The organism is Kitasatospora sp. NPDC054768 (genome assembly GCF_053612025.1).
The window spans coordinates 1-19,600 of sequence record NZ_JBSHBN010000093.1 but is presented as its reverse complement, the minus strand read 5'-3'; the positions used below and the strand labels follow the sequence as shown (position 1 = coordinate 19,600).

The window sequence follows — 19,600 nt, the reverse complement described above, 5'->3', positions numbered from 1 at the left end:
TCGGCGCAGGCGGGGCACTGGTGGGTCGCGGGTGGTCCGGTCCCGTGCGGACCAGTCCTGCCGTGAGGCTCAGACGGGGTGCGGGGTGCCGGACGCCGGTCGTGACGTCTCCGGCCGGGCGAGCCTGGATGACGTGACATGGCAGACCACGACCGCCACGATCACCAGCGGCATGGCGGTGACGCCGTCGGACCCCAGCAGCAGGGTCGCCAGTAGGACGGAGGTCATCGGCAGCCTGAGCATGACGACCGACATCGCGCCCATGCCCATGGCGGCGGAGGAGATGACGGGCAGCCCGGGCAGGTGGGAGAGCGCGATCCCTGCCGTGGCACCCAGGAACAGCGCTGGGAAGATCGGTCCTCCCCGGAATGCCGCCAATGACACACCGTAGGCGAGCCACTTGCACACGAGCAGCAGTGTCAGCGCTCCCACCGAGTAGCTCGTACTGTGGAGCAGCAGTTGGGGCAGCGCGGACTGACCCGAGAACAGGACGTCGGATGGCGGCTTCCCCACGCCCTCGGCGTACGCGATGGCGAGCCCTGCCACGGCGAGGCCGGCCACCGGCGTGAGCAGCAACCGTCTGTGGTTGACGCGCGGCTGGAGGAAGAGCGCGAGGCGCCGGACTCCCGTGCCGGCGAACGCCGCCGCCACCCCGATGGCGAGTGCCCAGCCGAACTGGGCGATGTTCGGATGGTTCACTGCGGGAAGGCTGGGAATCGTCAGCGTGCCCGCCCCGACCCCGGTCCAGGCGCCGAGCCCGATGAAGACGAGATACCCGACTCCGGAGGCCAGCAGACCGGGCAGCAGTACGATCCCCAGCGTCGGGCCGCCGAGTCCTGACGCCTCCATCAGCAGGAACGCTCCGAGCAGGGGCGAGCCCAGCAGGGCGCTGATGGCCGCGAAGCTTCCCGCGGCGCCGACCACGGCCTGGGTCCTGGCATCGACGTCCGGCTTGATCAGCCGGACGACGTACACGGCCAGGCCTCCGCCGAGCGCGATCAGGGGCGCCTCGGGCCCGATCACCGCGCCGAAGCCGAGCGACGCCAGCGCTGCGAGAAGGATCCCGGGCAGTTCGGCGGCCGCAGCGGCGCCCGCGGTCTTGAGCCCCTCGGCCGGCTGGTGGCCGCCGTTGCCGGGCAGGTACTGGACGGTCAGTGCCACCAGAAGTCCTGCCAGCCCCATCAGGGGCAGCGGCCACCAGGGCGGTGCCCCGTGGAATCCCAGTCCGTTCGGGAGGTCGGTGTAGAGCGCCTTCTGGAGCTGGTCGACGGCCTGGAGGAAGCCGTACGCGCCCGCCGACAGGAGCACGCCGAGGACGGCCGAGATGACCAGGAGCGCCAGGTAGCCCTTGGTCCGCAGGGGGCCGAATGGGTCGGCGGGCGGCGCCGCCGCAGGATCGCCCGTGGGCTCGTCCGATGACATCAAGTCGCTTTCCCGGCACTACCTACTGTGCCGACTCTCGGTCGATGCTGACAGCAGAAGGTCCGACTCCTCCGCGCTTTGCTGAAGTCGGGACCGTCAAGGGTCATTCGAGCCGACATCTCCGGATCGTGCGGCGCTTTCTAGCCCGATTGCGTGGCGCCCACTACCGAACGGGTGAGCACTGCGCGGCGCTTCGGGCTTGTCGTGCCTGATGGTGCTTCTCTCGCCGAGAAGTGCGGAGCCTGGAAGAGCAAGGAGAAGTCGTGGCAGGCAGTGTCGGTGAGAATCGTGGGGCGATCCACTCGCAGCTCCTGGCTGGGCAGAAGGCCCTGGTGACCGGTGCCAACTCGGGCATCGGCAAGGCGACGGCGATTGCTCTCGGCCGGGCCGGCGCTGACGTCGTCGTCAACTACGTCGTCGGCGCGGACGAGGCCGAGAAGGTGGTCGCGGAGATCGAGGCCTTCGGGGTCCGTGCCTACGCGCACGAGGCCGACGTGTCCGACGAGGAGCAGGTCGTCAAGATGGTCTCGGGCATGGTCGACGAGCTGGGCACCATCGACATCATGGTCGCCAACGCGGGCCTGCAGCGGGACGCTCCCGTCACGGAGATGACACTGGCCCAGTGGCACAAGGTCATCGACGTCAACCTCACCGGCCAGTTCCTCTGCGCCCGGGAGGCGGCCAAGGAGTTCCTGCGGCGTGGCGTCGTCCCGGAGGTGTCCCGCGCCGCCGGAAAGATCATCTGCATGAGCTCGGTCCACCAGATCATTCCCTGGTCGGGGCACGTGAACTACGCCTCCTCCAAGGGCGGCGTCGGCATGATGATGCAGACGCTCGCCCAAGAACTGGCGCCCAAGAAGATCCGGGTGAACGCGGTCGCCCCCGGCGCCATCCGCACCCCCATCAACAAGGACGCCTGGGACACCCCCGAGGCCGAGGCCGACCTCCTCCGGCTGATCCCCTACCGCCGCGTCGGTGACCCGGACGACATCGCCAACGCCGTCGTGGCAGTGGCCTCCGACCTGCTCGACTACGTGGTGGGCACGACGCTCTACGTGGACGGCGGAATGACGCTCTTCCCCGGCTTCGCCACCGGCGGCTGACACCGCGATGGAGGACCACATCACGCCCCGCCGGGTGGTGATCCTCGGCGGGGGATTCGCCGGGTTGTTCGCCGCCCGGGCGCTGCGCCGGTCGCCCGTCGCCGTGACCCTCTTCGACCGCTGCGCCCACCACCTCTTCCAGCCGCTGCTGTACCAGTGCGCCTCGGGGATCCTCTCCGAGGGGCAGATCGCCCAGCCGCTGCGCGCCGTCCTGCGCCGTCACCACAACGTCCGCTGCCTGCTGGCCGAGGCCACGGACGTCGACGTGGACGATCGTCTGGTTCACGCGCGGCGGCCGGACGGTGCGATGATCAGCCTCCCCTACGACGATCTGATCGTGGCGGCGGGTGTGCGCCAGTCCTACTTCGGCCATGACGAGTTCGCCGAGCACGCCCCGGGGATGAAGACCCTGGACGACGCGCTGGACATCCGCCGGCGGCTCTTTCGCGCGTTCGAGATGGCCGAGTCGGCCACGGACGCCCGGGAGCGGCAGGAGTGGCTCACCTTCGCGCTCGTCGGGGCCGGGCCGACCGGAGTCGAACTCGCCGGGCAGATCCGCGAGATCGCCGGCCACACGCTCGAAAGGCAGTTCCGCACGATCGAGCCCGGGCAGGCGCGGGTGCTGCTCCTCGAGGGGGCCGACTCCGTGCTGGCCGCGTTCGGGCCGACCCTGGCCCGCCGCGCGGCCCGGACGCTGAAGGGTCTCGGGGTCGAGCTCCACATGGGAGCGATGGTCACCGGCGTGGACGAGCGCGGCCTGACGGCGCGTGACCGTGCCGGCCGGATCACCCGGATCGACGCGCGCACCGTGCTGTGGACGGCCGGCGTGGAGGCGCCACCGCTTGCCGGGGTGCTGGCCCGGGCGACCGGCGCCGAGCAGGACCGGGCCGGCCGGATCCTCGTCGAGCCCGACCTCACGATCGCCGGCCACCCGGAGATCCGCGTGGTGGGCGACCTGATGAGTCTGAACAGGCTGCCGGGCCTGGCCGAGGTCGCGATGCAGTCGGGTGCCTACACGGGCCGCGCGATCCGCCACGCCGTGGAAGGCCGGACCAAACAGCCGAAGCCCTTCAGATACCTGGACCTCGGCAGCGCCGCCTACATCTCCCGGGGCCGGGCGGTCGTCAAGGTCGGACGGCTGAACGTGTCAGGGGTCACGGGCTGGCTGGCCTGGTTGTTCATCCACATCGCCTTCCTCACCGGCTTCCGCAGCAGGCTCGGAGCGCTGCTCACCTGGTTGATCGTGTTCGCCTCCGGGTCCCGCCGGGAGCGCGCTTTCACCTCCGCCGGAACCCGCGCTCCGACCGACCCGGCCCCGCCAGCTCACTGACCCAGCGCCACACGGATCGAGCCATCGAGGCACACATGCACAGCACCACACTTCTTCTCGCGAACACCCCACCCCAGACGTTGCCCGCGCGCGAGCTGATGGCCTTCACCCTGGGCTCCCACATCCTCCTGGTCCCGTTCGGGGTCGCGCTGCCCTTCATCACGCTCCTGATGCACTATCGCGGGCTGCGCAAGGGTGACGCCGTGGCCCTGAAGCTGGCCCGGCGCTGGTCGGCGGTGATGGCCGTGCAGTTCGCCATCGGGATCGTCACCGGCACTGTCCTCTCCTTCGAGTTCGGACTGCTGTGGCCGAGGATGATGGGCCGCTGGGGGGACGTGTTCGGTCTCGGATTCGGCGTCGAGGCCTGGGCGTTCTTCCTGGAAGCCGTCCTCATCGCGATCTACCTGTACGGCTGGCGCAGGCTCAGGCCCTGGACGCACTTCTGGCTCGGCGCGCCGCTGCCGCTGGCCGCGCTGCTGGGAGCCTTCGGCATCATCGCGGCGAACTCCTGGATGAACACCCCGCAGGGCTTCACCCTCGACGCCCAGGGCAACCCGGTCGATGTCACCGTGCGGCAGGCGATCTTCACACCGATCTTCGGCCCGCAGTACTGGCACTTCGCGGTGGCGATGTTCCTGACCGCCGGCTACGTGGTCGCCGGGGTCTACGCGGTCGGCTGGCTGCGCGGACGCCGCGACCGGTACCACAAGCTCGGCTTCACCGTGCCGTTCACCGTCGCCGCGATCCTCACCCCGGTCCAGTTCTTCCTGGGCGACAATCTCGCCCGGCAGGTCTTCCACAAACAGCCGGTCAAGTTCGCCGCCGCCGAGATCGTCTGGAACACCGACACCCACGTGCCGGAGTACCTGTTCGGTCGCCTCAACGAGGACGGAACGATCTCCGGCGGCATCAAGATCCCCCAACTCGACTCCATCCTGGCCGGATTCAAGCCCAGCACCCAGGTCACCGGCCTGACCTCGGTGGCCGCCGACGACCGCCCCACCGCCACTCAGGCGACCATCGTCCACTGGGCCTTCGACATCATGGCGACCATCGGCAGCCTGCTGATCCTGCTCGCCCTCTGGTACGCGTGGTGCTGGTGGCGCCGCCGTGATCTCCCCCGATCCCGGTGGTTCTTCCGCTGCGCCGCCGTCGCCGGGGCCGCCAGTCTGCTGACCGTCGAGTGCGGCTGGATCACCACCGAGGTCGGCCGCCAACCCTGGATCGTCTACTTCAACATGCGGGTCTCCGACGCGGTCACCGCCACCCGCGTGAGTTCACTGTGGACGATGTTCGGCATCGTGGTGGCCGTGTACGTGCTCATTTTCGGCGCCTTCCTCGCCGTGCTGCTGAAGATGCGCACCCGCTGGCGGATCGCCGACGAGAGCCCGGCCGGGCAGGCCGGCGCGCTCGGTCCGGAGGCCGGCACTCCGTACGGCCCAAGGGAAGCGACCATGGCAGCCACCGGAGCCGCGCCGGATCCCGGTACGCCGCGGTCACCTGGTGGCACGTCATGATGGCCGACGCGATGTCCTGGGTCCTGGTGCTGGCAGTCGCCGCCTACGCCTGCGCCGGGGGCACCGACTACGGCGCCGGGTTCTGGGACCTGCTGGCCGGGGGAGCCGAGCGCGGCGAGCGCCCCCGCTGGCTGATCGACCATGCCATGGCACCCGTCTGGGAGGCCAACAACGTCTGGCTGATCTTCGTCTTCATCATCATGTGGACCGGCTTCCCCACGATGTTCCAGGCCGTGTTCGGCGCCATGTGGCTGCCGCTGGCCCTGGCCGCCATCGGCCTGGTCCTGCGCGGCGCAGGCTTCGCCCTGCGCAAGCCGACCCGGCGCCTGGCCGGACGGCGGATCTACGGCGCGGTCTTCGCGGTCTCCTCACTGCTCACCCCCTTCTTCTTCGGCGTGGTCATCGGCGGCATCGCCTCCGGCCGGGTCGCACCCGGGACCACGGCCTCCTCCGACGCCTGGGCCAATCCCACCTCCATCGTCACCGGGCTGCTCACCGTCGCGGCCACCGCGTACCTCGGCGCCGTCTTCCTCACCGCGGACGCGCGCCGCTTCGGAGCCGACGACCTGGTCCGGTACTTCCGGCTCCGAGCGCTCTGCAGCCTCGGAGCCATCGTGGTGCTGGCGGTCATCGGCATCCCCGTCACCCACCACGACGCCGCGTACGTCTGGCACGGCCTCACCCATGGAGCCGGGTTGGCGCTCGTGATCCTCGCCGCCCTCGCCGCCGCCCTCACCGCACTGCTGCTCGCGCGGCGGGAGTACCGCTGGTGCCGTTACACCTCGGTGGCCGGCGTCGCCCTGACCGTGGCCGCCTGGGGCCTCGCCCAGCGCCCGTACCTGCTGCCCACCTCGTTGACGGTGGCACAGGCCGCGGGAGCCGCCCACACGTTGCGCTGGTTGGCAATCGTCACGGTGATCGCGGTCGTGGTGGTCGGGCCGGCCCTCGTCCTGCTCTATCGTCTCGACACGCTCGGCGACCTGGAGCCCCTCACCGACTCCGATACGCGAGGGGCTCGGGCACCGGGCGACGACCGCTAGCCCGACCGGGCAGCCCTCCGGTTCGACCGCTGTCCGGTGCGGACCAGAGGGCGTTCAGCGCAGCCGGTCGATCAGATGGTCGCCGACCCGCAGGGCGTTGGCGATGGCGGTCAGCGACGGGTTCACCGCGCCGATGCTCGGGAAGAAGGCGGTGTCGACGACGTAGAGGTTGTCCAGGTCGTGCGCTTTGCAGTTGACGTCCAGGGCCGAGCTCTTCGGGTCGTCGCCGAACCTCACGGTGCCGGCCTGGTGGGCGGTGGCCCCGATCGGCATTCCCTTGTGCAGGTAGATGCTGTGGTCGAGCAGGCGGTGCTCGTGCATGCCCAGCTGCCCGAGCATGCCCTGCAGCTTGTGCTGCAGCTTCTTCAGCCCGGTCGTGTTGTTCTTCTCGTCGATCGACAGGTGGACGTTCCCGTCGCCGTCGAGGGTGACGCGGCTGTCGGGCAGCGGCAGGTCCTCACCGCACAGCCAGAAGTCGACCGCATGGTGCGCGAGCACCTCGAACGGCATGTCCGGCGAGAGCTTGCCGGCCCACCGCGGCGCCTCACCGTGGATCTGCTCGGCGTCCGACTTGCCGAGCATCTGGATGCCGCCGAGCGGGTAGTCGAAGTCGTCCGAGCCGAGGTACCAGTCGTTGAGCGCCAGGGTCTTCTGGAACTGGGTGGGGTTGGGTTCCTTCGAGACCGCCATCAGGGCCAGGTTGTTGTGCCGCATGTAGTGGCGTCCCACCACGTCCGAGCTGTTGGCCAGCCCGTTCGGGTGCCGGTCGTTGGCCGAACGCAGGAGCAGGGCGGCGGAGTTCACTGCTCCGCAGGCGACGACCACGATGTCGGCGCCGAACCCCGTCGCCGAGCCGTCCGCGAGTTCCACGACCACGCCGGTGACGGTGCGTCCGGTCGGATCGGTCTCCAGGCGGCGCACATTGGCGCCCGTGATCATGGAGACGTTGTCGTGCTTCAGCGCTGGATCGACGCAGATCACCTGGGCATCGGCCTTGCCGTTCACCAGGCAGGGGAAGCCGTCGACCCGGTTGCAGCGGATGCAGACGCTGTCGTGGGTCGCCCGCCCGTTCTCCTTCTGCGTGAGGTTCACGCCGATCGGCAGATGGAAGGGATGCAGCCCCTGCTTCTCCAGGTCGTCGCTGAGCTGCTGGATGCGCGGCTCGTGCTCCACCGGCGGGTAGGCGTACGGCGCGTCGGCCGGGCCCTCCGTGGGGTCCTCGCCGTGCTTGCCGTGCACCAGGTAGAGGTGCTCGGCCTGGGTGTAGTAGGGCTCCAGGTCCTCGTAGCGGATGGGCCAGGCGGGCGAGATGCCGTCGTGGTGGCGCAGCTCGCCGAAGTCCTGGGGGCGCAGCCGGAAGAGCGCGGCGCCGTAGAACTTGGTGTTGCCACCGACGTAGTAGTTGACCTCCGGGGTGAATTCGTGGCCGTGCCGGTCGTACCAGGTCTCCTGCGCCAGGTACTTGCCCTGCACGAACACCTTGGTGGAGTTCCAGTTGTCGATCTCGCGAGGCAGGTAGTCCCCGCGCTCCAGGATCAGCACCCGCTTGCCGGAGGGCGCCAGCCGGTGGGCGAGCGTGCCGCCGCCCGCGCCGGTGCCGATGATGATGACGTCGTAGTGTTGGGTGTCGGCCACGATGGGCTCCCGTTCTCGAAGTGTTCGCACGTCACAGGATCGCGATGGGATTGACGGGTGATCCGGTGGCGCCGGGAAGCCGGAGCGGGGCGATCACGCAGAGGAACGACCAGCGGTCCTGCTCCTCGCAGATCGGCACCAGATCCTCGAACTGCAGGTAGTCCAGCAGGTGCAGTCCCATGGCGTGGATGCCGAGAACGTGCACCGGGAAGGTCACACCCTCCGTGGTGCTGGGAGCGGTGTCGTTGTTGCCGTCGCTGCCGAGCACCGCGACCTGCCGGTCCGCCAGGAACTCCATCGCGGTGGGGTGAAGCCCGGCGCGAGCCCCGGTCGCGTTCCACGGCCCGAGTTCGCGGTGACGGCGGCGATGGCCGACCCGCACGAAGAGCAGGTCCCCTCTCGTGACCCGCAGATGCTGCGCGGTCTCGGCGGCGGCCAGTTCCTCTCCGGTCACGTGGTCGCCGGGTTCGAGCCACGGCACGCCGCGCAGACGGGGGATGTCGAGCAGCACGCCGCGGCCGACGATTCCGTCCCGCGCCACGTCGATGGACAGCTTCGTCGCCCCGGTCACGGTCAGGCTGCTCGCGGCCACGCCGTTGTGCAGTGTGCCGTCGTAGACGACGTGGCACAGGGCGTCGAGGTGGCCGTCGGCGTCGCCGTGCACGTTCATGGCGAAGCGGTCCGCAGCGAACTGCAGGCCGTTCGCCTCGATGTCGCCGTCGACGACGCCGGTCATCTGGTGCTCGCACGGCTCGGGGTTGCCGGGGCGCGCCCGGGTTTCCAGGACGGCGGCGAGCGTGACGGTGCGACCTGATCGGACCTCACCAGCGGCTGCCAGCACCTGCGTCGGTGTGAGGGTGTCCAGTGCGCCGCGGTCGGCGGTGCCTCGCACGGCCTCGCGTCGCACGCGCTGGTAGAGCGCGCGGAACTCGGCCGAACTCAGCGGTGGTGGGTCGGCGGATCCTGTGTGCGTCGCCATGGATGCTCAGCGGGTCTGTTCGCGGTCGAGTGCTTCGTCGAGGGTGGTGGCGGCCATGATCAGCGAGAGGTGGGTGAACGCCTGCGGGAAGTTGCCCAGTTGCTCCCCGCTCGGCCCGACCTCCTCGGCGAAGAGACCGACGTGGTTGGCGTAGGTCTGCATCTTCTCGAAGGCGTAGCGCCCCTGTTCGGTCCGGCCGGCCCGGGCCATCGCATCGACGTAGAGGAAGGTGCAGAGGCTGAACGTGCCCTCGGAGCCTCGCAGACCGTCGGGTGAGGCGGCCGGGTCGTAGCGGTAGACGAGGCTGTCGGAGACGAGTTTGCGGTCGATGGCGTCCAGCGTGGACAGCCAGCCCGGGCCCCTGGGAGCGAGGAAGCGGACCCGGGGGATGAGCAGCAAGGACGCGTCCAGGACGTCCCCGTCGTAGTGCTGGACGAGAGCCTGCTCCTTGCCGCTCCACCCGCGGGTCATCACCTGTTCGAGGATGTCGTTGCGGGCGGTGGTCCAGCGCGCGAGGTCGGCGGGCCTGCTGAACTCGGTGGCCAGACGCAGCCCGGCGTCGAAGGCGGCCCAGCACATCACCCGGCTGTAGGTGAAGTCCTTGCGTCCGCCACGGGTCTCCCAGATGCCCTCGTCGGGACGGTCCCAGGAGTCGGCGAGCCAGTCCAGGGTGGCGGCGAGCGCCTTCCACCCGTGATAGCCCGTCTGTTGGCCCACCGTGCCGCCCTCGGCCAGGGCGTAGAGCGCCTCGCCGTAGATGTCGAGCTGCAGCTGGTCCATGGCGGCGTTGCCGGCCCGGACCGGGGCCGAGCCGCGGTAGCCCTCGAAGTGGTCGAGGATCACTTCGGGGATGTCGGGATCGCCGTCGACCCGGTACATGATCTGCAGACGCTCGCCGTCGGAGCCCGCTCGTTCGGCCAGGCGATCGCGCAGCCAGTGGGTGAACCGGGTGGCCTCCTCGACGAATCCGAGGTCGAGCAGTGCTCGAACGGACAGTGAGCCGTCACGGACCCAGGTGTAGCGGTAGTCCCAGTTGCGCTCGCCGCCGACCTGCTCGGGAAGGCCCATGGTCGCCGCGGCGACCGGGGCGCCCGTGGGGTGGTAGGTGAGCAGTTTGAGCGTGATGGCGGAGCGGTTCACCATGTTCGGCCATCGGCCGCGGTAGGTGGAGGTGTGTAGCCAGTCCTGCCAGAAGTTGCCGATGTCGAAGAGCTGGTCGTTGAGCTCCTCCACGGTGATCGGTGCGGGCGGGGCCCCGTCCGGGCCGCAGACGGTGAAGGCGGCGCCCGCCAGCTGCCCGGCGTTCAGCGTGACCTCTCCGCGTACGTCGTCCCCGTTGCGTTCCACGGGGAAGGTACTCTGCAGGTATCCGGCGAGTTCCGGAGCACGGAACACCGCGGTCCCGCCCTGGAGATCGAGTTCGTGAGTGGCGCGGCCGTAGTCGAACCGCGGTCGGCAGTCCAGGACGAACCGCACGGTGCCGCGCACCGCGCGCACGACGCGAATCAGCGTGTGCCGGTCGGTGGGCTTGCCCGTCCGGTCGGGCGGCATGCAGTCGATGACCTCGCCGACCCCGTCGGGGGACATGAACCGGGTCACCAGGACGGCCGTGTCGGGGTAGTAGAGCTGCTTGCACGTGACCTCCGCGTCTTCCGGGGCGAAGAGGAAGTAGCCGCCCCGGTCGTGGTCGAGCAGGGCGGCGAAGATGCTGGGTGAGTCGAAGCGAGGAGCTGCGAACCAGTCGACGACCCCTTGCGACGAGACCAGTGCGGCGGTCTGCAGGTCGCCCACCAGACCGTGGTCGGCGATAGGCGGGTAGCGGTCCATGGTGTCTCCGCAATCTCGGGAGGATCCCCTGCGTTCCACTATCCGACCAGCCGCGCGCACGCGCTCCACGTCAGGTGCCGATGACTCCCGGAGTCCGCTGTGACCAGGAAGGACGCGCCTGCCCGCCTGGTACTCCAGATGGAGCAGTCACGCGCCTGCCTGGCGTCGGCAGGCGGGACCGGGACAGGCCGCGGCCCGGACCGCCCGGAGGCGGTACCGGCCGGGCCGCTCGACTTGCCGACGATCGTTCCCCCGGCGCTACTGGCCTCGGGCGGTACGCACGCGCCGCCACTGCACTTCCCCGGCTGCGGAGGGGCTACATGGAGATGGTCCATCTCCGGCTGGTGACTCCGCCGGACGTCACCGACGAGACGGTCGACATGCTGACCGGCGACCGCTACGTCTTCAACCTGGTCGTGCTCGCGGGTACGGCACGTCACCCGGACGGCGACGCCATCGAGTGCGACGTGCTGGCAGGTGCGGCGAACGAGGTCCTGCGCAACCTCCGTGAGCTGGAGGTCGACCGGCGTGGCTCGGTCGTGATCGAGTCGGTCGACATGGCGTTCTCCGGACTCGCGGAGGAGGCGGAGACACACCAGCTCGGGGCGCTCGCGCATGCACCGGTGTGGGAGGCGGTCGAGGCGCGTATCCGGGCCGAGGGGACCTACCTGCCGAGCTTCTACGTCTATCTGATCATCGCTGGACTCATCGGCTCGGTGGGAATCATCACCAACTCCCAGATCCTGATCGTCGCGGCCATGGTCGTGGGACCCGAGTACGGCGCCATCACCAGCGTGGCGCTGGGCATGGACCGGAGGAACGGGCCGCGGATTCGGCAAGGGCTGTTAGCGTTGCTCGTCGGCTTCTCGCTGGCCGTGGTCTTCACGCTCCTGTTCTCGTTACTGGTCCGGGGTCTGGGAATTCAGCCGAAGGCGTTCACGCTGGGCGTCAGGCCGGTCTCCGACCTGATCAACACGCCGAACTTCTTCTCCTTGGCCGTCGCCGTGCTCGCCGGCATGGTCGGGATCATGTCGCTGACCCAGGCCAGGACGAGCGCCCTGCTCGGCGTGTTCATCTCGGTCACCACGGTCCCGGCGGCCGCTGACATCGGCGTGTCCTGTGCCTTCGCGAGCTGGAGCGAGGCGCGTGGCTCACTGCTGCAGCTTCTGCTCAACATCGTCGTGCTGATCGCGGTGGGTGTTCTCACGCTCAGGTTCCAACGCGCGATCTGGCGGCGGATCAGTCTTCGAAACAGCCGCTGACACCTGGCCTTGGCTCGCCCGGATCACGCGGTGGAGGGATGAACAGATCGCAAGCGGCGCGTCGGCCGCAGTGGCCGGCTCGGCGCTGGAGCGATCGTACCGGGACCATCTGCGGGACGGACTCACCGGACGGCTGATGAGGACGCCCACCGCGCCGGGAATCGTCTCAAAGGGCGAACCCACCGAGCTCTTCCGGAGGTGGGATCGTGTCTCGCTTGATTTGGACCCTGTGCGCCCGCACCCTGCCGATCGAGGGGCCTGCACGTGTCGGGCCGCCACGGCGCCCGGGTCCGTGGGTTGTGCCCACCCTCAGGCAGCGCGAGGAGGCCGCGTGCGCGAGAGCCGGACCGGACGACAGCTGACGCTGCGCCATGGGAGCCACTCCGTGGTCGTCGTCGAACTGGGCGGTGCCCTTCGGCACTACGCGATCGGCGGACGTCCGGTGCTCGACGGCTTCGCTGCCGACGACCGGATCACGGGAGGACGCGGCCAACTCCTGGTGCCGTGGCCGAACCGGGTCAGGGGCGGCCGCTACCGATGGCACGGGCAGGACCTGCAACTGCCGCTGACCGAGCCGGTGAACGGCAACGCGATCCACGGTCTGCTCCGCTGGACCTCGTGGCAGGTGCTGGAGGAGGCGGACAGCCGAGCCGTGCTGGAAGTCACGCTGTGGCCGCAGCCGGGCTATCCCTTCCACCTGCGGGTCCGAGCCGAGTACGTCCTTGGCGACGAGGGCCTGGAGGTGGCCGTGACCGCGCTGAACCAGGGTACGAGCGTCGCACCGTACGGCGTGGGCCAGCATCCCTACCTCACCGTCGGCACGGCCACGGTCGACGACGCGGTGCTGACCGTTCCGGCGCGGAGTTGGGTCCGTACCGATGACCTGGGCCTGCCCGTGGCCACCGAACCGGTCGCGGGCACGCCGTACGACTTCCGCACACCGAGGGCGATCGGCGCCCAGCACCTGGACACCCCGTTCAGCGATCTCGACCGGGACGCCCGTGGTCGTGCCGTGGTACGCCTGGCCCACCCGTCGGGGGAACACGGTACGGATGTCTGGCTCGGCGAGGGGGCGGACTTCCTGCAGGTGTACACCGGCGACACCCTGCCGGAGGGGGAACGTCGTCGCGCGGTCGCCATGGAACCGATGTCCTGTCCGCCGGACGCCCTCCGCAGCGGTGCGTCGATCGTCGCCCTCGGACCGGACGAGCGGCACACCGTCAGATGGGGCATCTCGCCATGGGAGAAGTGACCGAGGCCACGGGTCCTCGACCTCGCCGTCATCGGCCTGGCGATCACTCCGGAACCGGTGCCGATCGCCGCGTTCACCCTGATCCTCCCGGCGCGGAACGGCGTACGCCACGGTCCTGCCGTCCTGCTCACGTGGCTCGCACGCCTGGCTGTGGTACTCGGAGTCGTCCTCCTGTCCACCCGAGGCACGCCGCCCCGCTCGTGATGGAGCTTCGGACGACGTTCGCGTCCGCTCCGGCGGGAGCCGGACTCGCGCTGCTGCGCACCTGGTCGGCGGAACACGAGGACCAGGCGATCGTCACCCTGTCGCTGTCGCTGCTGCTCGGCCGCTGGCGGGTCGGCAAGAGCCGCCACCAGATCGTCCGGTGAACCGGCCTGCCGGAGCGGTGACGTGACGACGAACCAGATCCTCATCGGGACGGGCCTGATCCTGGTGCTCGCCGTCGGCTCGCAGATCCTGGCGAGCCGACTGCACATCCCCGCCCTGATCGTCCTGCTGCCCGTCGGCTTCACCGCAGGTGCGCTGACCAGCGATGTCGATCCCCAGCGACTGCTCGGCGCAGCCTTCTCGCCTCTGGTGTCGCTCGCCGTGGCGGTGATCCTCTACGACGCCGGTCTCGGGCTCGACCTGGCGAAGTTGAAGGGGCACATGCGCCGCGTCGTCATCCGGCTGATCTGGATCGGCGTGCTCCTCACCTGGGCGATCGGCACGCTCGTGTCGAAACCGCTGCTCGGCCTGGACTACGGAGCGGCCGTGATGCTCGGGGCCATCCTGGTGGTCTCGGGGCCGACTGTCGTGGGCCCGCTGCTCAGCTTCGTCCGCCCGACGGACCGGCTGCGGCACCTCCTGGTCTGGGAGGGCTCGCTGATCGATCCGGTGGGTGCGATCCTGGGCGCGCTCGTCTTCCACGCGGTCGACGCCAGTACCAGGGGTCGGTTCGGGAGCGGGGCGGCACACTTCCTGGGGAGTGTGGGCGTCGGCCTGGCCGGCGGGGCCGTCGGAGCGGTCCTGCTGTGGGCGCTGGTGCAGGGACTGCGGCTGGGCGAGGTGCTCGGGACCACCGCGCAGCTCGCCGTGGTGATCGGCGTGGCGGCGGTCTGCGACGTGCTCCGCGAAGACACCGGGCTGATCGCCGCGGTCGTGATGGGCCTGGCCGTCACCAACCTGCGACGCTTCGACTTCCCCGTGCGTCGGCCGTTCTTCGAGACACTGGTCACCCTGATCCTCGGGGTGCTCTTCGTCTCCATCTCGGCCACCGTGACACCGCAGTCGCTGCGGCACGTACTGCTCCCCGCGTTGGGACTGTCCGCCGTCCTGGTTGCCGTCGCCAGGCCGCTGGTGGCCCTGGTGTCCACGCTCGGCACTGACATTCCCCGAAAGGAGCGCGCCTTCCTCGGCTGGATGGCGCCGCGCGGCATCATCGCGGCATCAACCGCCTCGACCTTCTCGGCCGGCCTGGTCGGCAAGGGGATCGTTGGCGCCTCGAAGATCCTCCCGGCTACCTTCGTGGTCATCGTCGCCACGGTGACGCTCTACGGGCTGACCGCGACGCTCGTCGCCCGACGCCTGGGGGTCGTGCGCTCGGGCCGTTCCCGGCCGCTGCTGGTGGGCGGCGAGCCCTGGGTGGTCGACCTGGGCCTGGCCCTGAAAGCCGCTGGTCTTCAGGTGCTGCTGTGGGCCGGTCTCGAAGAACAGCGTGAGCGCATCGAACAAGCCGGACTCGAGCTGGCACCCGGAGAACTGCTGGCGGCAGCCACGGGGGAAGGCGCCGAGCTGGAGGGCATCACCGTGGTACTGCTTCTCACTGCCGAGGACGACTTCAACGCACTGGCGTCGGTGGTCCTGCGGGGGAGCGTGGACGGACCGGTCTACCGGATCGGGCCTCCAGCCGCCAGCCACGGCGTCGTCGCCCCGTTCCTGGGCGGTGACATCCTGTTCGGTGCCGGGCTCACCAGGCCTCGGCTGATGCGCCGGTACGGCGCCGGGGCCGACGTCGTGGCGCAACCGGTGAACGGCGCGACGCCGCCAGGGCACGACGCCCTGTTCGTGGTGCGCACCGACGGCCGCCTGGTTCCGGTCACCGAACACGACATCCCCTCTCCGCAGACGGGAGATACCGTCGTGGTCCTCGGCCCGGCCCCCGCCGGCCGTGCGGAACGGATCTGAGCTTCGGTCGGTCCAGCAGGCGGGTTCAGCCGGCCCAGCCGCTCCGGGGAGGAGAAGAGCTCGCGGCCGCGCATCGGCACGAGCGCCGTGGGACCGGGCGCTCGTCGGCTCCATGGCCGAACTGCGCACCGGGGTGGTCGAGGAGGAGGTTGCCGGCCTTCTCCTCGACGACGTGGCGGAGTACCGTCACGGATGGAATGACAGGCTGTTCGACGGGCCGAGGGCTATCACCAGCGCTTCGGCCTCGTCCACGTCGACTTCGCGACCCAACGACGCACCCCGAAGGCCTCGTACACCTGGTACCGCGACCTGATCGCCACGTACCGGGCCCGGCGTTCGGGGTGGTCGGCTTCCGGTCGGTGCGGGTGGTTCAGTCGGCTTCTGGGCGCGGTTCCACCGTCATGAGGAGGTTGTCGGGGTGGTTGGTGCTGGTCATGACGCCCCGGACCCGTGCTCCCGGGGCGGGCGTCAGCCGCCAGCGGCTCGCCACGGTCGCGGCCACGGTCAGCATCTCGGTGCGCGCGAAGGACTCCCCGATGCACAGGTGGTGGCCGGCGCCGAAGGGGACGAACGCGCCGCGCGGGGCGGGGGGCCGGTCGGGCAGCCAGCGGTCGGGGTCGAAGCGCAGGGGGTGGGGGAAGTGGCGGGGATTCCGGTGGAGGACGAGGGCGCTGAAGATGAACTCGGTGCCTTCGCGGAAGCGGTAGCCGCCGAGTTCGACGTCGGTGATCGCGCGGCGGATCGTGATGCCTCCGGGGTTGCGCATCCGAAGGGCCTCGTCGACGACGCGACGGGTGTGGCCGAGCCGGGGCAACTGGTCGGCGGTGAGGGGGAGTACGGCGTGGTCGTGCAGCTCCTGGTGGAGTCGCCGGTCGAGGTGCGGGTGCCGGCCCAGTTCGTGGAAGAGCCAGGCGAGCCCGCCGGCGGCGGTCTCGGTGCCGGCCACCAGCAGGGTGATGAGTTCGTCGTGGAGCTGACGGTCGGTCATGGCCGCGCCGCTGTCGGCGTCCCGGGCCTGCAGGAGCATCGACAGCAGGTCCGGTCGCCCGCTCGCGTGGTCGGCGCGGTCGGCGTGGATCAGGTGGTCGATGGCGCGGCGCAGCCGGTCGTGGGCGTCGGCGAGGCGGCGGTTGCCCGGTGTGGGGAGCCGGTGCCACAGGTTCGTGGGGTCCAGCACCCGGGTGTACATGCCGTGCAGGACGACGGGCATGGCGTGGCGGATCTCGGCGGCGGCGGAGGCGTCGAGGGAGGTGGAGAACAGCGTCGAGGTGACGATGGCGAGGGACAGTTCCAGCATCTGCCGGGTGACGTCGACCACCTGGCCGGGCCGCCAGGAGTCGGCGCGCTCGGCGGCCAGTCGCGCCATGGTGTCGACGTAGTGGGCGATCTGCTGGTGGTGGAACGCCGGTTGCACCAGGCGCCGTTGGCGGAGGTGGAAGGCCCCTTCGGAGGTGGCAAGTCCGTTCCCGAGGTAGGGGCGGAGCTTGTCGAAGGAGCGGCCCTTGGCGTAGTTCGCCGCTTCGGTGACCAGTACGCGGTGGACCAGGTCGGGGCCGGTCAGCACATAGCTGGGTTTCGGGCCGAGGTGGGTGGCCACGATCGGGTCGTAGGCGGTGAGGCTGTCGAGGAACTCCAGCGGACGCCGCCACAGTGCGAGCGCGTGGCCGATCAGCGGGAGCCGTCCGGGTGCGACGGGAGGGGCCGGTGGTCGGCTGGCGGTGGGCATCGTCGTTCCTCCGGTGAGGGGTCGGGACCCAGTCTGCGGTCCGGCGCACCACCTGCGCACCCTTCGCACCGGGGCGCGCTGGTGGACTTCGCGGCGCACGGAAGCGGATTCACACCTTGTCCGTACAACTTGATGCGTTCGTCTGCCGTACGGCGGCCGGTCATGAACGGGCCGCCGGTTGGTACCCCGCGCGCGCTGTCCTTGGGGGCGCCGTCCTCCACCCTCCTGACATGCTGAGGTCAATCCACCCATGGCAGAGCTGAATCGTCGTCGCTTCCTCCAACTCGCCGGTGCCACCGTCGCGTTCTCGTCGCTTTCGCAGAGCATCGCGCGCGCCGCGTCCATCGCCCCGCAGGGGAGCACCGGCACCCTCCAGGACGTCGAGCACATCGTCGTGCTGATGCAGGAGAACCGTTCGTTCGACCACTACTTCGGGGCGCTGAAGGGCGTCCGGGGCTTCGGCGACCCCCGCCCGGTCACCCTGCCGAGCGGCAGCTCGGTGTGGCACCAGACGGACGGCCTCAAGCGGGAGGTGCTGCCGTTCCGGCCCCAGGTCAGCGACCTCGGGATGCAGTTCGTCCAGGACCTCAACCACGACTGGGCCGGCGGCCACAAGGCCTTCAACAGCGGCAAGTACGACCAGTGGGTACCCGCCAAGACGGCCACCACGATGGCCTACCTGACCCGCCAGGACATCCCCTTCCACTACGCGCTCGCCGACGCCTTCACCATCTGCGACGCCTACCACTGCTCGTTCATCGGCTCCACCGACCCGAACCGCTACTACATGTGGACGGGCTGCACCGGCAACGGGGTCGCCGGCAACGGTCCGGTCCTCGGCAACCAGGAGGCCGGCTACAGCTGGACGACCTACCCCGAGCGGCTGGAGAAGGCCGGGATCTCCTGGAAGATCTACCAGGACGTCGGCGACGGACTGGACGCGGCCGGTTCGTGGGGCTGGATCGGCGACGCGTACCGCGGGAACTACGGCGACAACTCGCTGCTCTACTTCAACAACTACCGCAACGCCAAGCCGGGCGACCCGCTGTACGACAAGGCCCGCACCGGCACCAACGCCAAGGCCGGCGACGGCCTGTTCGACCACCTGCGGCGCGACGTGCAGGCCGGCACCCTGCCGAAGATCTCCTGGATCGCCGCCCCCGAGGCCTTCACCGAGCACCCCAACTGGCCCGCCAATTACGGCGCCTGGTACGTCTCCCAGGTGCTGGACGCGCTGACGTCCAACCCCGACGTGTGGGCCAGGACGGCGCTGTTCATCACCTACGACGAGAACGACGGCTTCTTCGACCACGTCGTGCCGCCGTTCCCGCCCTCCTCCGCCTCGCAGGGCCTGTCGACCGTGGCGACCACCGCCGACTGGTTCGGCGGCGGCGTCGGCTACTCGGCCGGACCGTACGGGCTCGGCCAGCGGGTCCCGATGCTGGTCGTCTCGCCCTGGAGCACCGGCGGCTACAGCTGCTCGGAGACCTTCGACCACACCTCGATCATCCGCTTCATGGAGCGCCGCTTCGGCGTCCAGGAGCCCAACATCTCGCCCTGGCGGCGCGCCATCTGCGGCGACCTGACCTCCGCCTTCGACTTCAGCGCGTCGAACACGACCGCGGCGGCGCTCCCCTCGACGGCCGGCTACGCCCCGGCGGACCGCAACCGCCACCCGGACTACGTGCCCACCCCGCCCGCCACCGGCACCATGCCGAAGCAGGAGGCGGGCGCGAAGCCCACCCGCCCGCTGGCCTACGCGCCGTACGTGGACGGGGCGGCCGACACCGCGGCGGGCAAGTACCGCCTCACCTTCAGCGCGGGCGCGGCGGCGGGCGCCCAGTTCCTGGTGACCTCGCCCAACCGCACCGACGGTCCGTGGACGTACACCACGGAGGCGGGCCGGACGATCGCGGACGCCTGGAACACCACGTACTCCAAGGGCGTCACGGACCTCACCGTGTTCGGCCCCAACGGCTTCCTGCGCCGCTTCCGCAACCCCGGCAAGACCGCCGGGCCCGAGGTCACCGCCCGCCACAACGCGACCACCGGCAACCTCGACCTCACCCTCACCAACGCGGGCGCCGCGGACGTCGTGCTGACCCTCACCAACGCCTACGGCGGCACGCCGCAGGCCCTCACCGTCCGCCGGGGCGCGACCGTCACGTGCACCGTCGACCTGAGCGCCTGCCGCAACTGGTACGACGTGACCGTCACTTCGGGCGCGACCGCCGACTTCGTACGCCGCCTCGCCGGCCACGTCGAGACCGGCGCCCCCGGCCTCTCCGACCCTGGCATCGTCACCTACTGACGGCACCGCGCACAGCGCCGCCCCGGGCAC

The 19,600-nt window shown here is 70.2% G+C and carries 14 protein-coding genes and 1 pseudogene; 10 read left to right on the top strand and 5 right to left on the bottom strand.

Annotation, left to right across the window (positions count from 1 at the left end; all coding sequences use genetic code 11):
• Positions 1 to 69 precede the first annotated feature (69 nt).
• The gene (locus tag ACWGKU_RS25275) at positions 70 to 1,422 is read right to left on the bottom strand and encodes a chloride channel protein (protein ID WP_401043367.1); all 1,353 of its coding nucleotides are present in this window, start codon (positions 1,420 to 1,422) and stop codon (positions 70 to 72) included.
• Positions 1,423 to 1,685: 263 nt separating this feature from the next.
• On the opposite strand from ACWGKU_RS25275, the gene ACWGKU_RS25270 reads away from it, so the two are divergent.
• From ACWGKU_RS25270 to ACWGKU_RS25255, 4 genes are read left to right on the top strand one after another with little or no spacing between them, the layout of a single operon-like run.
• Positions 1,686 to 2,525 (top strand): SDR family oxidoreductase, encoded by an 840-nt coding sequence (locus ACWGKU_RS25270; protein WP_401043370.1) that lies wholly within the window; start codon positions 1,686 to 1,688, stop codon positions 2,523 to 2,525.
• A 7-nt stretch (positions 2,526 to 2,532) separates the two neighbouring features.
• On the top strand, positions 2,533 to 3,855 hold the full coding sequence (locus ACWGKU_RS25265) for an NAD(P)/FAD-dependent oxidoreductase (protein WP_452177777.1): 1,323 nt from the start codon (positions 2,533 to 2,535) through the stop codon (positions 3,853 to 3,855).
• Between the two features lie 35 nt (positions 3,856 to 3,890).
• Positions 3,891 to 5,372 (top strand): cytochrome ubiquinol oxidase subunit I, encoded by a 1,482-nt coding sequence (locus tag ACWGKU_RS25260; RefSeq protein ID WP_401043376.1) that lies wholly within the window; start codon positions 3,891 to 3,893, stop codon positions 5,370 to 5,372.
• A complete protein-coding gene (locus ACWGKU_RS25255) occupies positions 5,369 to 6,412 on the top strand; it encodes a cytochrome d ubiquinol oxidase subunit II (RefSeq protein WP_452177776.1) in 1,044 nt (347 codons plus the stop codon). Before ACWGKU_RS25260 ends, ACWGKU_RS25255 begins: the two co-directional genes overlap by 4 nt.
• A gap of 54 nt (positions 6,413 to 6,466) precedes the next feature.
• On the opposite strand, the gene ACWGKU_RS25250 is transcribed toward ACWGKU_RS25255, so the two are convergent.
• The 3 genes from ACWGKU_RS25250 to ACWGKU_RS25240 are packed head-to-tail and all read right to left on the bottom strand — an operon-like array spanning position 6,467 to position 10,853.
• Positions 6,467 to 8,047, bottom strand: a complete 1,581-nt coding sequence (locus ACWGKU_RS25250) for a GMC oxidoreductase (protein ID WP_452177775.1) — start codon at positions 8,045 to 8,047, stop codon at positions 6,467 to 6,469.
• Positions 8,048 to 8,078: 31 nt separating this feature from the next.
• Positions 8,079 to 9,026: a cyclase family protein gene (locus ACWGKU_RS25245; RefSeq protein WP_452177774.1), complete on the bottom strand. Its 948-nt coding sequence runs from the start codon at positions 9,024 to 9,026 to the stop codon at positions 8,079 to 8,081.
• Positions 9,027 to 9,032: 6 nt separating this feature from the next.
• Entirely contained in the window at positions 9,033 to 10,853 is a 1,821-nt protein-coding gene (locus ACWGKU_RS25240) for a glycoside hydrolase family 15 protein (RefSeq protein ID WP_452177773.1), read from the bottom strand.
• Positions 10,854 to 11,173: 320 nt separating this feature from the next.
• Between ACWGKU_RS25240 and ACWGKU_RS25235 the strand changes: the two genes are divergently transcribed.
• The 5 genes and pseudogenes from ACWGKU_RS25235 to ACWGKU_RS25215 form a co-directional block, all read left to right on the top strand.
• Positions 11,174 to 12,115, top strand: coding sequence for a DUF389 domain-containing protein (locus ACWGKU_RS25235; RefSeq protein ID WP_401043384.1), 942 nt, complete (start codon positions 11,174 to 11,176; stop codon positions 12,113 to 12,115).
• A 331-nt stretch (positions 12,116 to 12,446) separates the two neighbouring features.
• Positions 12,447 to 13,367, top strand: a complete 921-nt coding sequence (locus tag ACWGKU_RS25230) for an aldose 1-epimerase family protein (protein ID WP_452177772.1) — start codon at positions 12,447 to 12,449, stop codon at positions 13,365 to 13,367.
• Positions 13,368 to 13,570: 203 nt separating this feature from the next.
• Positions 13,571 to 13,735, top strand: coding sequence for a hypothetical protein (locus tag ACWGKU_RS25225; protein WP_452177771.1), 165 nt, complete (start codon positions 13,571 to 13,573; stop codon positions 13,733 to 13,735).
• Positions 13,736 to 13,757: 22 nt separating this feature from the next.
• On the top strand, positions 13,758 to 15,533 hold the full coding sequence (locus tag ACWGKU_RS25220) for a cation:proton antiporter (protein ID WP_401049872.1): 1,776 nt from the start codon (positions 13,758 to 13,760) through the stop codon (positions 15,531 to 15,533).
• 216 nt (positions 15,534 to 15,749) lie between these two features.
• Positions 15,750 to 15,863, top strand: a pseudogene (locus ACWGKU_RS25215) (family 1 glycosylhydrolase); the annotation flags it as partial.
• A gap of 40 nt (positions 15,864 to 15,903) precedes the next feature.
• Here the strand turns inward: ACWGKU_RS25215 and ACWGKU_RS25210 are convergent.
• The gene (locus tag ACWGKU_RS25210; RefSeq protein ID WP_452177770.1) at positions 15,904 to 17,259 is read right to left on the bottom strand and encodes a cytochrome P450; all 1,356 of its coding nucleotides are present in this window, start codon (positions 17,257 to 17,259) and stop codon (positions 15,904 to 15,906) included.
• Positions 17,260 to 17,509: 250 nt separating this feature from the next.
• Between ACWGKU_RS25210 and ACWGKU_RS25205 the strand changes: the two genes are divergently transcribed.
• A complete protein-coding gene (locus ACWGKU_RS25205; RefSeq protein WP_452177769.1) occupies positions 17,510 to 19,570 on the top strand; it encodes a phosphocholine-specific phospholipase C in 2,061 nt (686 codons plus the stop codon).
• Positions 19,571 to 19,600: the final 30 nt, after the last annotated feature.

Bases quoted from the DNA above. Each gene is read 5' to 3' on its own strand.
- ACWGKU_RS25265 (WP_452177777.1), top strand. From the start codon at position 2,533: ATGGAGGACCACATCACGCCCCGCCGGGTGGTGATCCTCGGCGGGGGA.
- ACWGKU_RS25210 (WP_452177770.1), bottom strand. From the start codon at position 17,259: ATGCCCACCGCCAGCCGACCACCGGCCCCTCCCGTCGCACCCGGACGG.
- ACWGKU_RS25260 (WP_401043376.1), top strand. From the start codon at position 3,891: ATGCACAGCACCACACTTCTTCTCGCGAACACCCCACCCCAGACGTTG.
- ACWGKU_RS25245 (WP_452177774.1), bottom strand. From the start codon at position 9,026: ATGGCGACGCACACAGGATCCGCCGACCCACCACCGCTGAGTTCGGCC.
- ACWGKU_RS25255 (WP_452177776.1), top strand. From the start codon at position 5,369: ATGATGGCCGACGCGATGTCCTGGGTCCTGGTGCTGGCAGTCGCCGCC.
- ACWGKU_RS25240 (WP_452177773.1), bottom strand. From the start codon at position 10,853: ATGGACCGCTACCCGCCTATCGCCGACCACGGTCTGGTGGGCGACCTG.
- ACWGKU_RS25205 (WP_452177769.1), top strand. From the start codon at position 17,510: ATGGCAGAGCTGAATCGTCGTCGCTTCCTCCAACTCGCCGGTGCCACC.
- ACWGKU_RS25275 (WP_401043367.1), bottom strand. From the start codon at position 1,422: ATGTCATCGGACGAGCCCACGGGCGATCCTGCGGCGGCGCCGCCCGCC.
- ACWGKU_RS25235 (WP_401043384.1), top strand. From the start codon at position 11,174: ATGGAGATGGTCCATCTCCGGCTGGTGACTCCGCCGGACGTCACCGAC.
- ACWGKU_RS25225 (WP_452177771.1), top strand. From the start codon at position 13,571: ATGGAGCTTCGGACGACGTTCGCGTCCGCTCCGGCGGGAGCCGGACTC.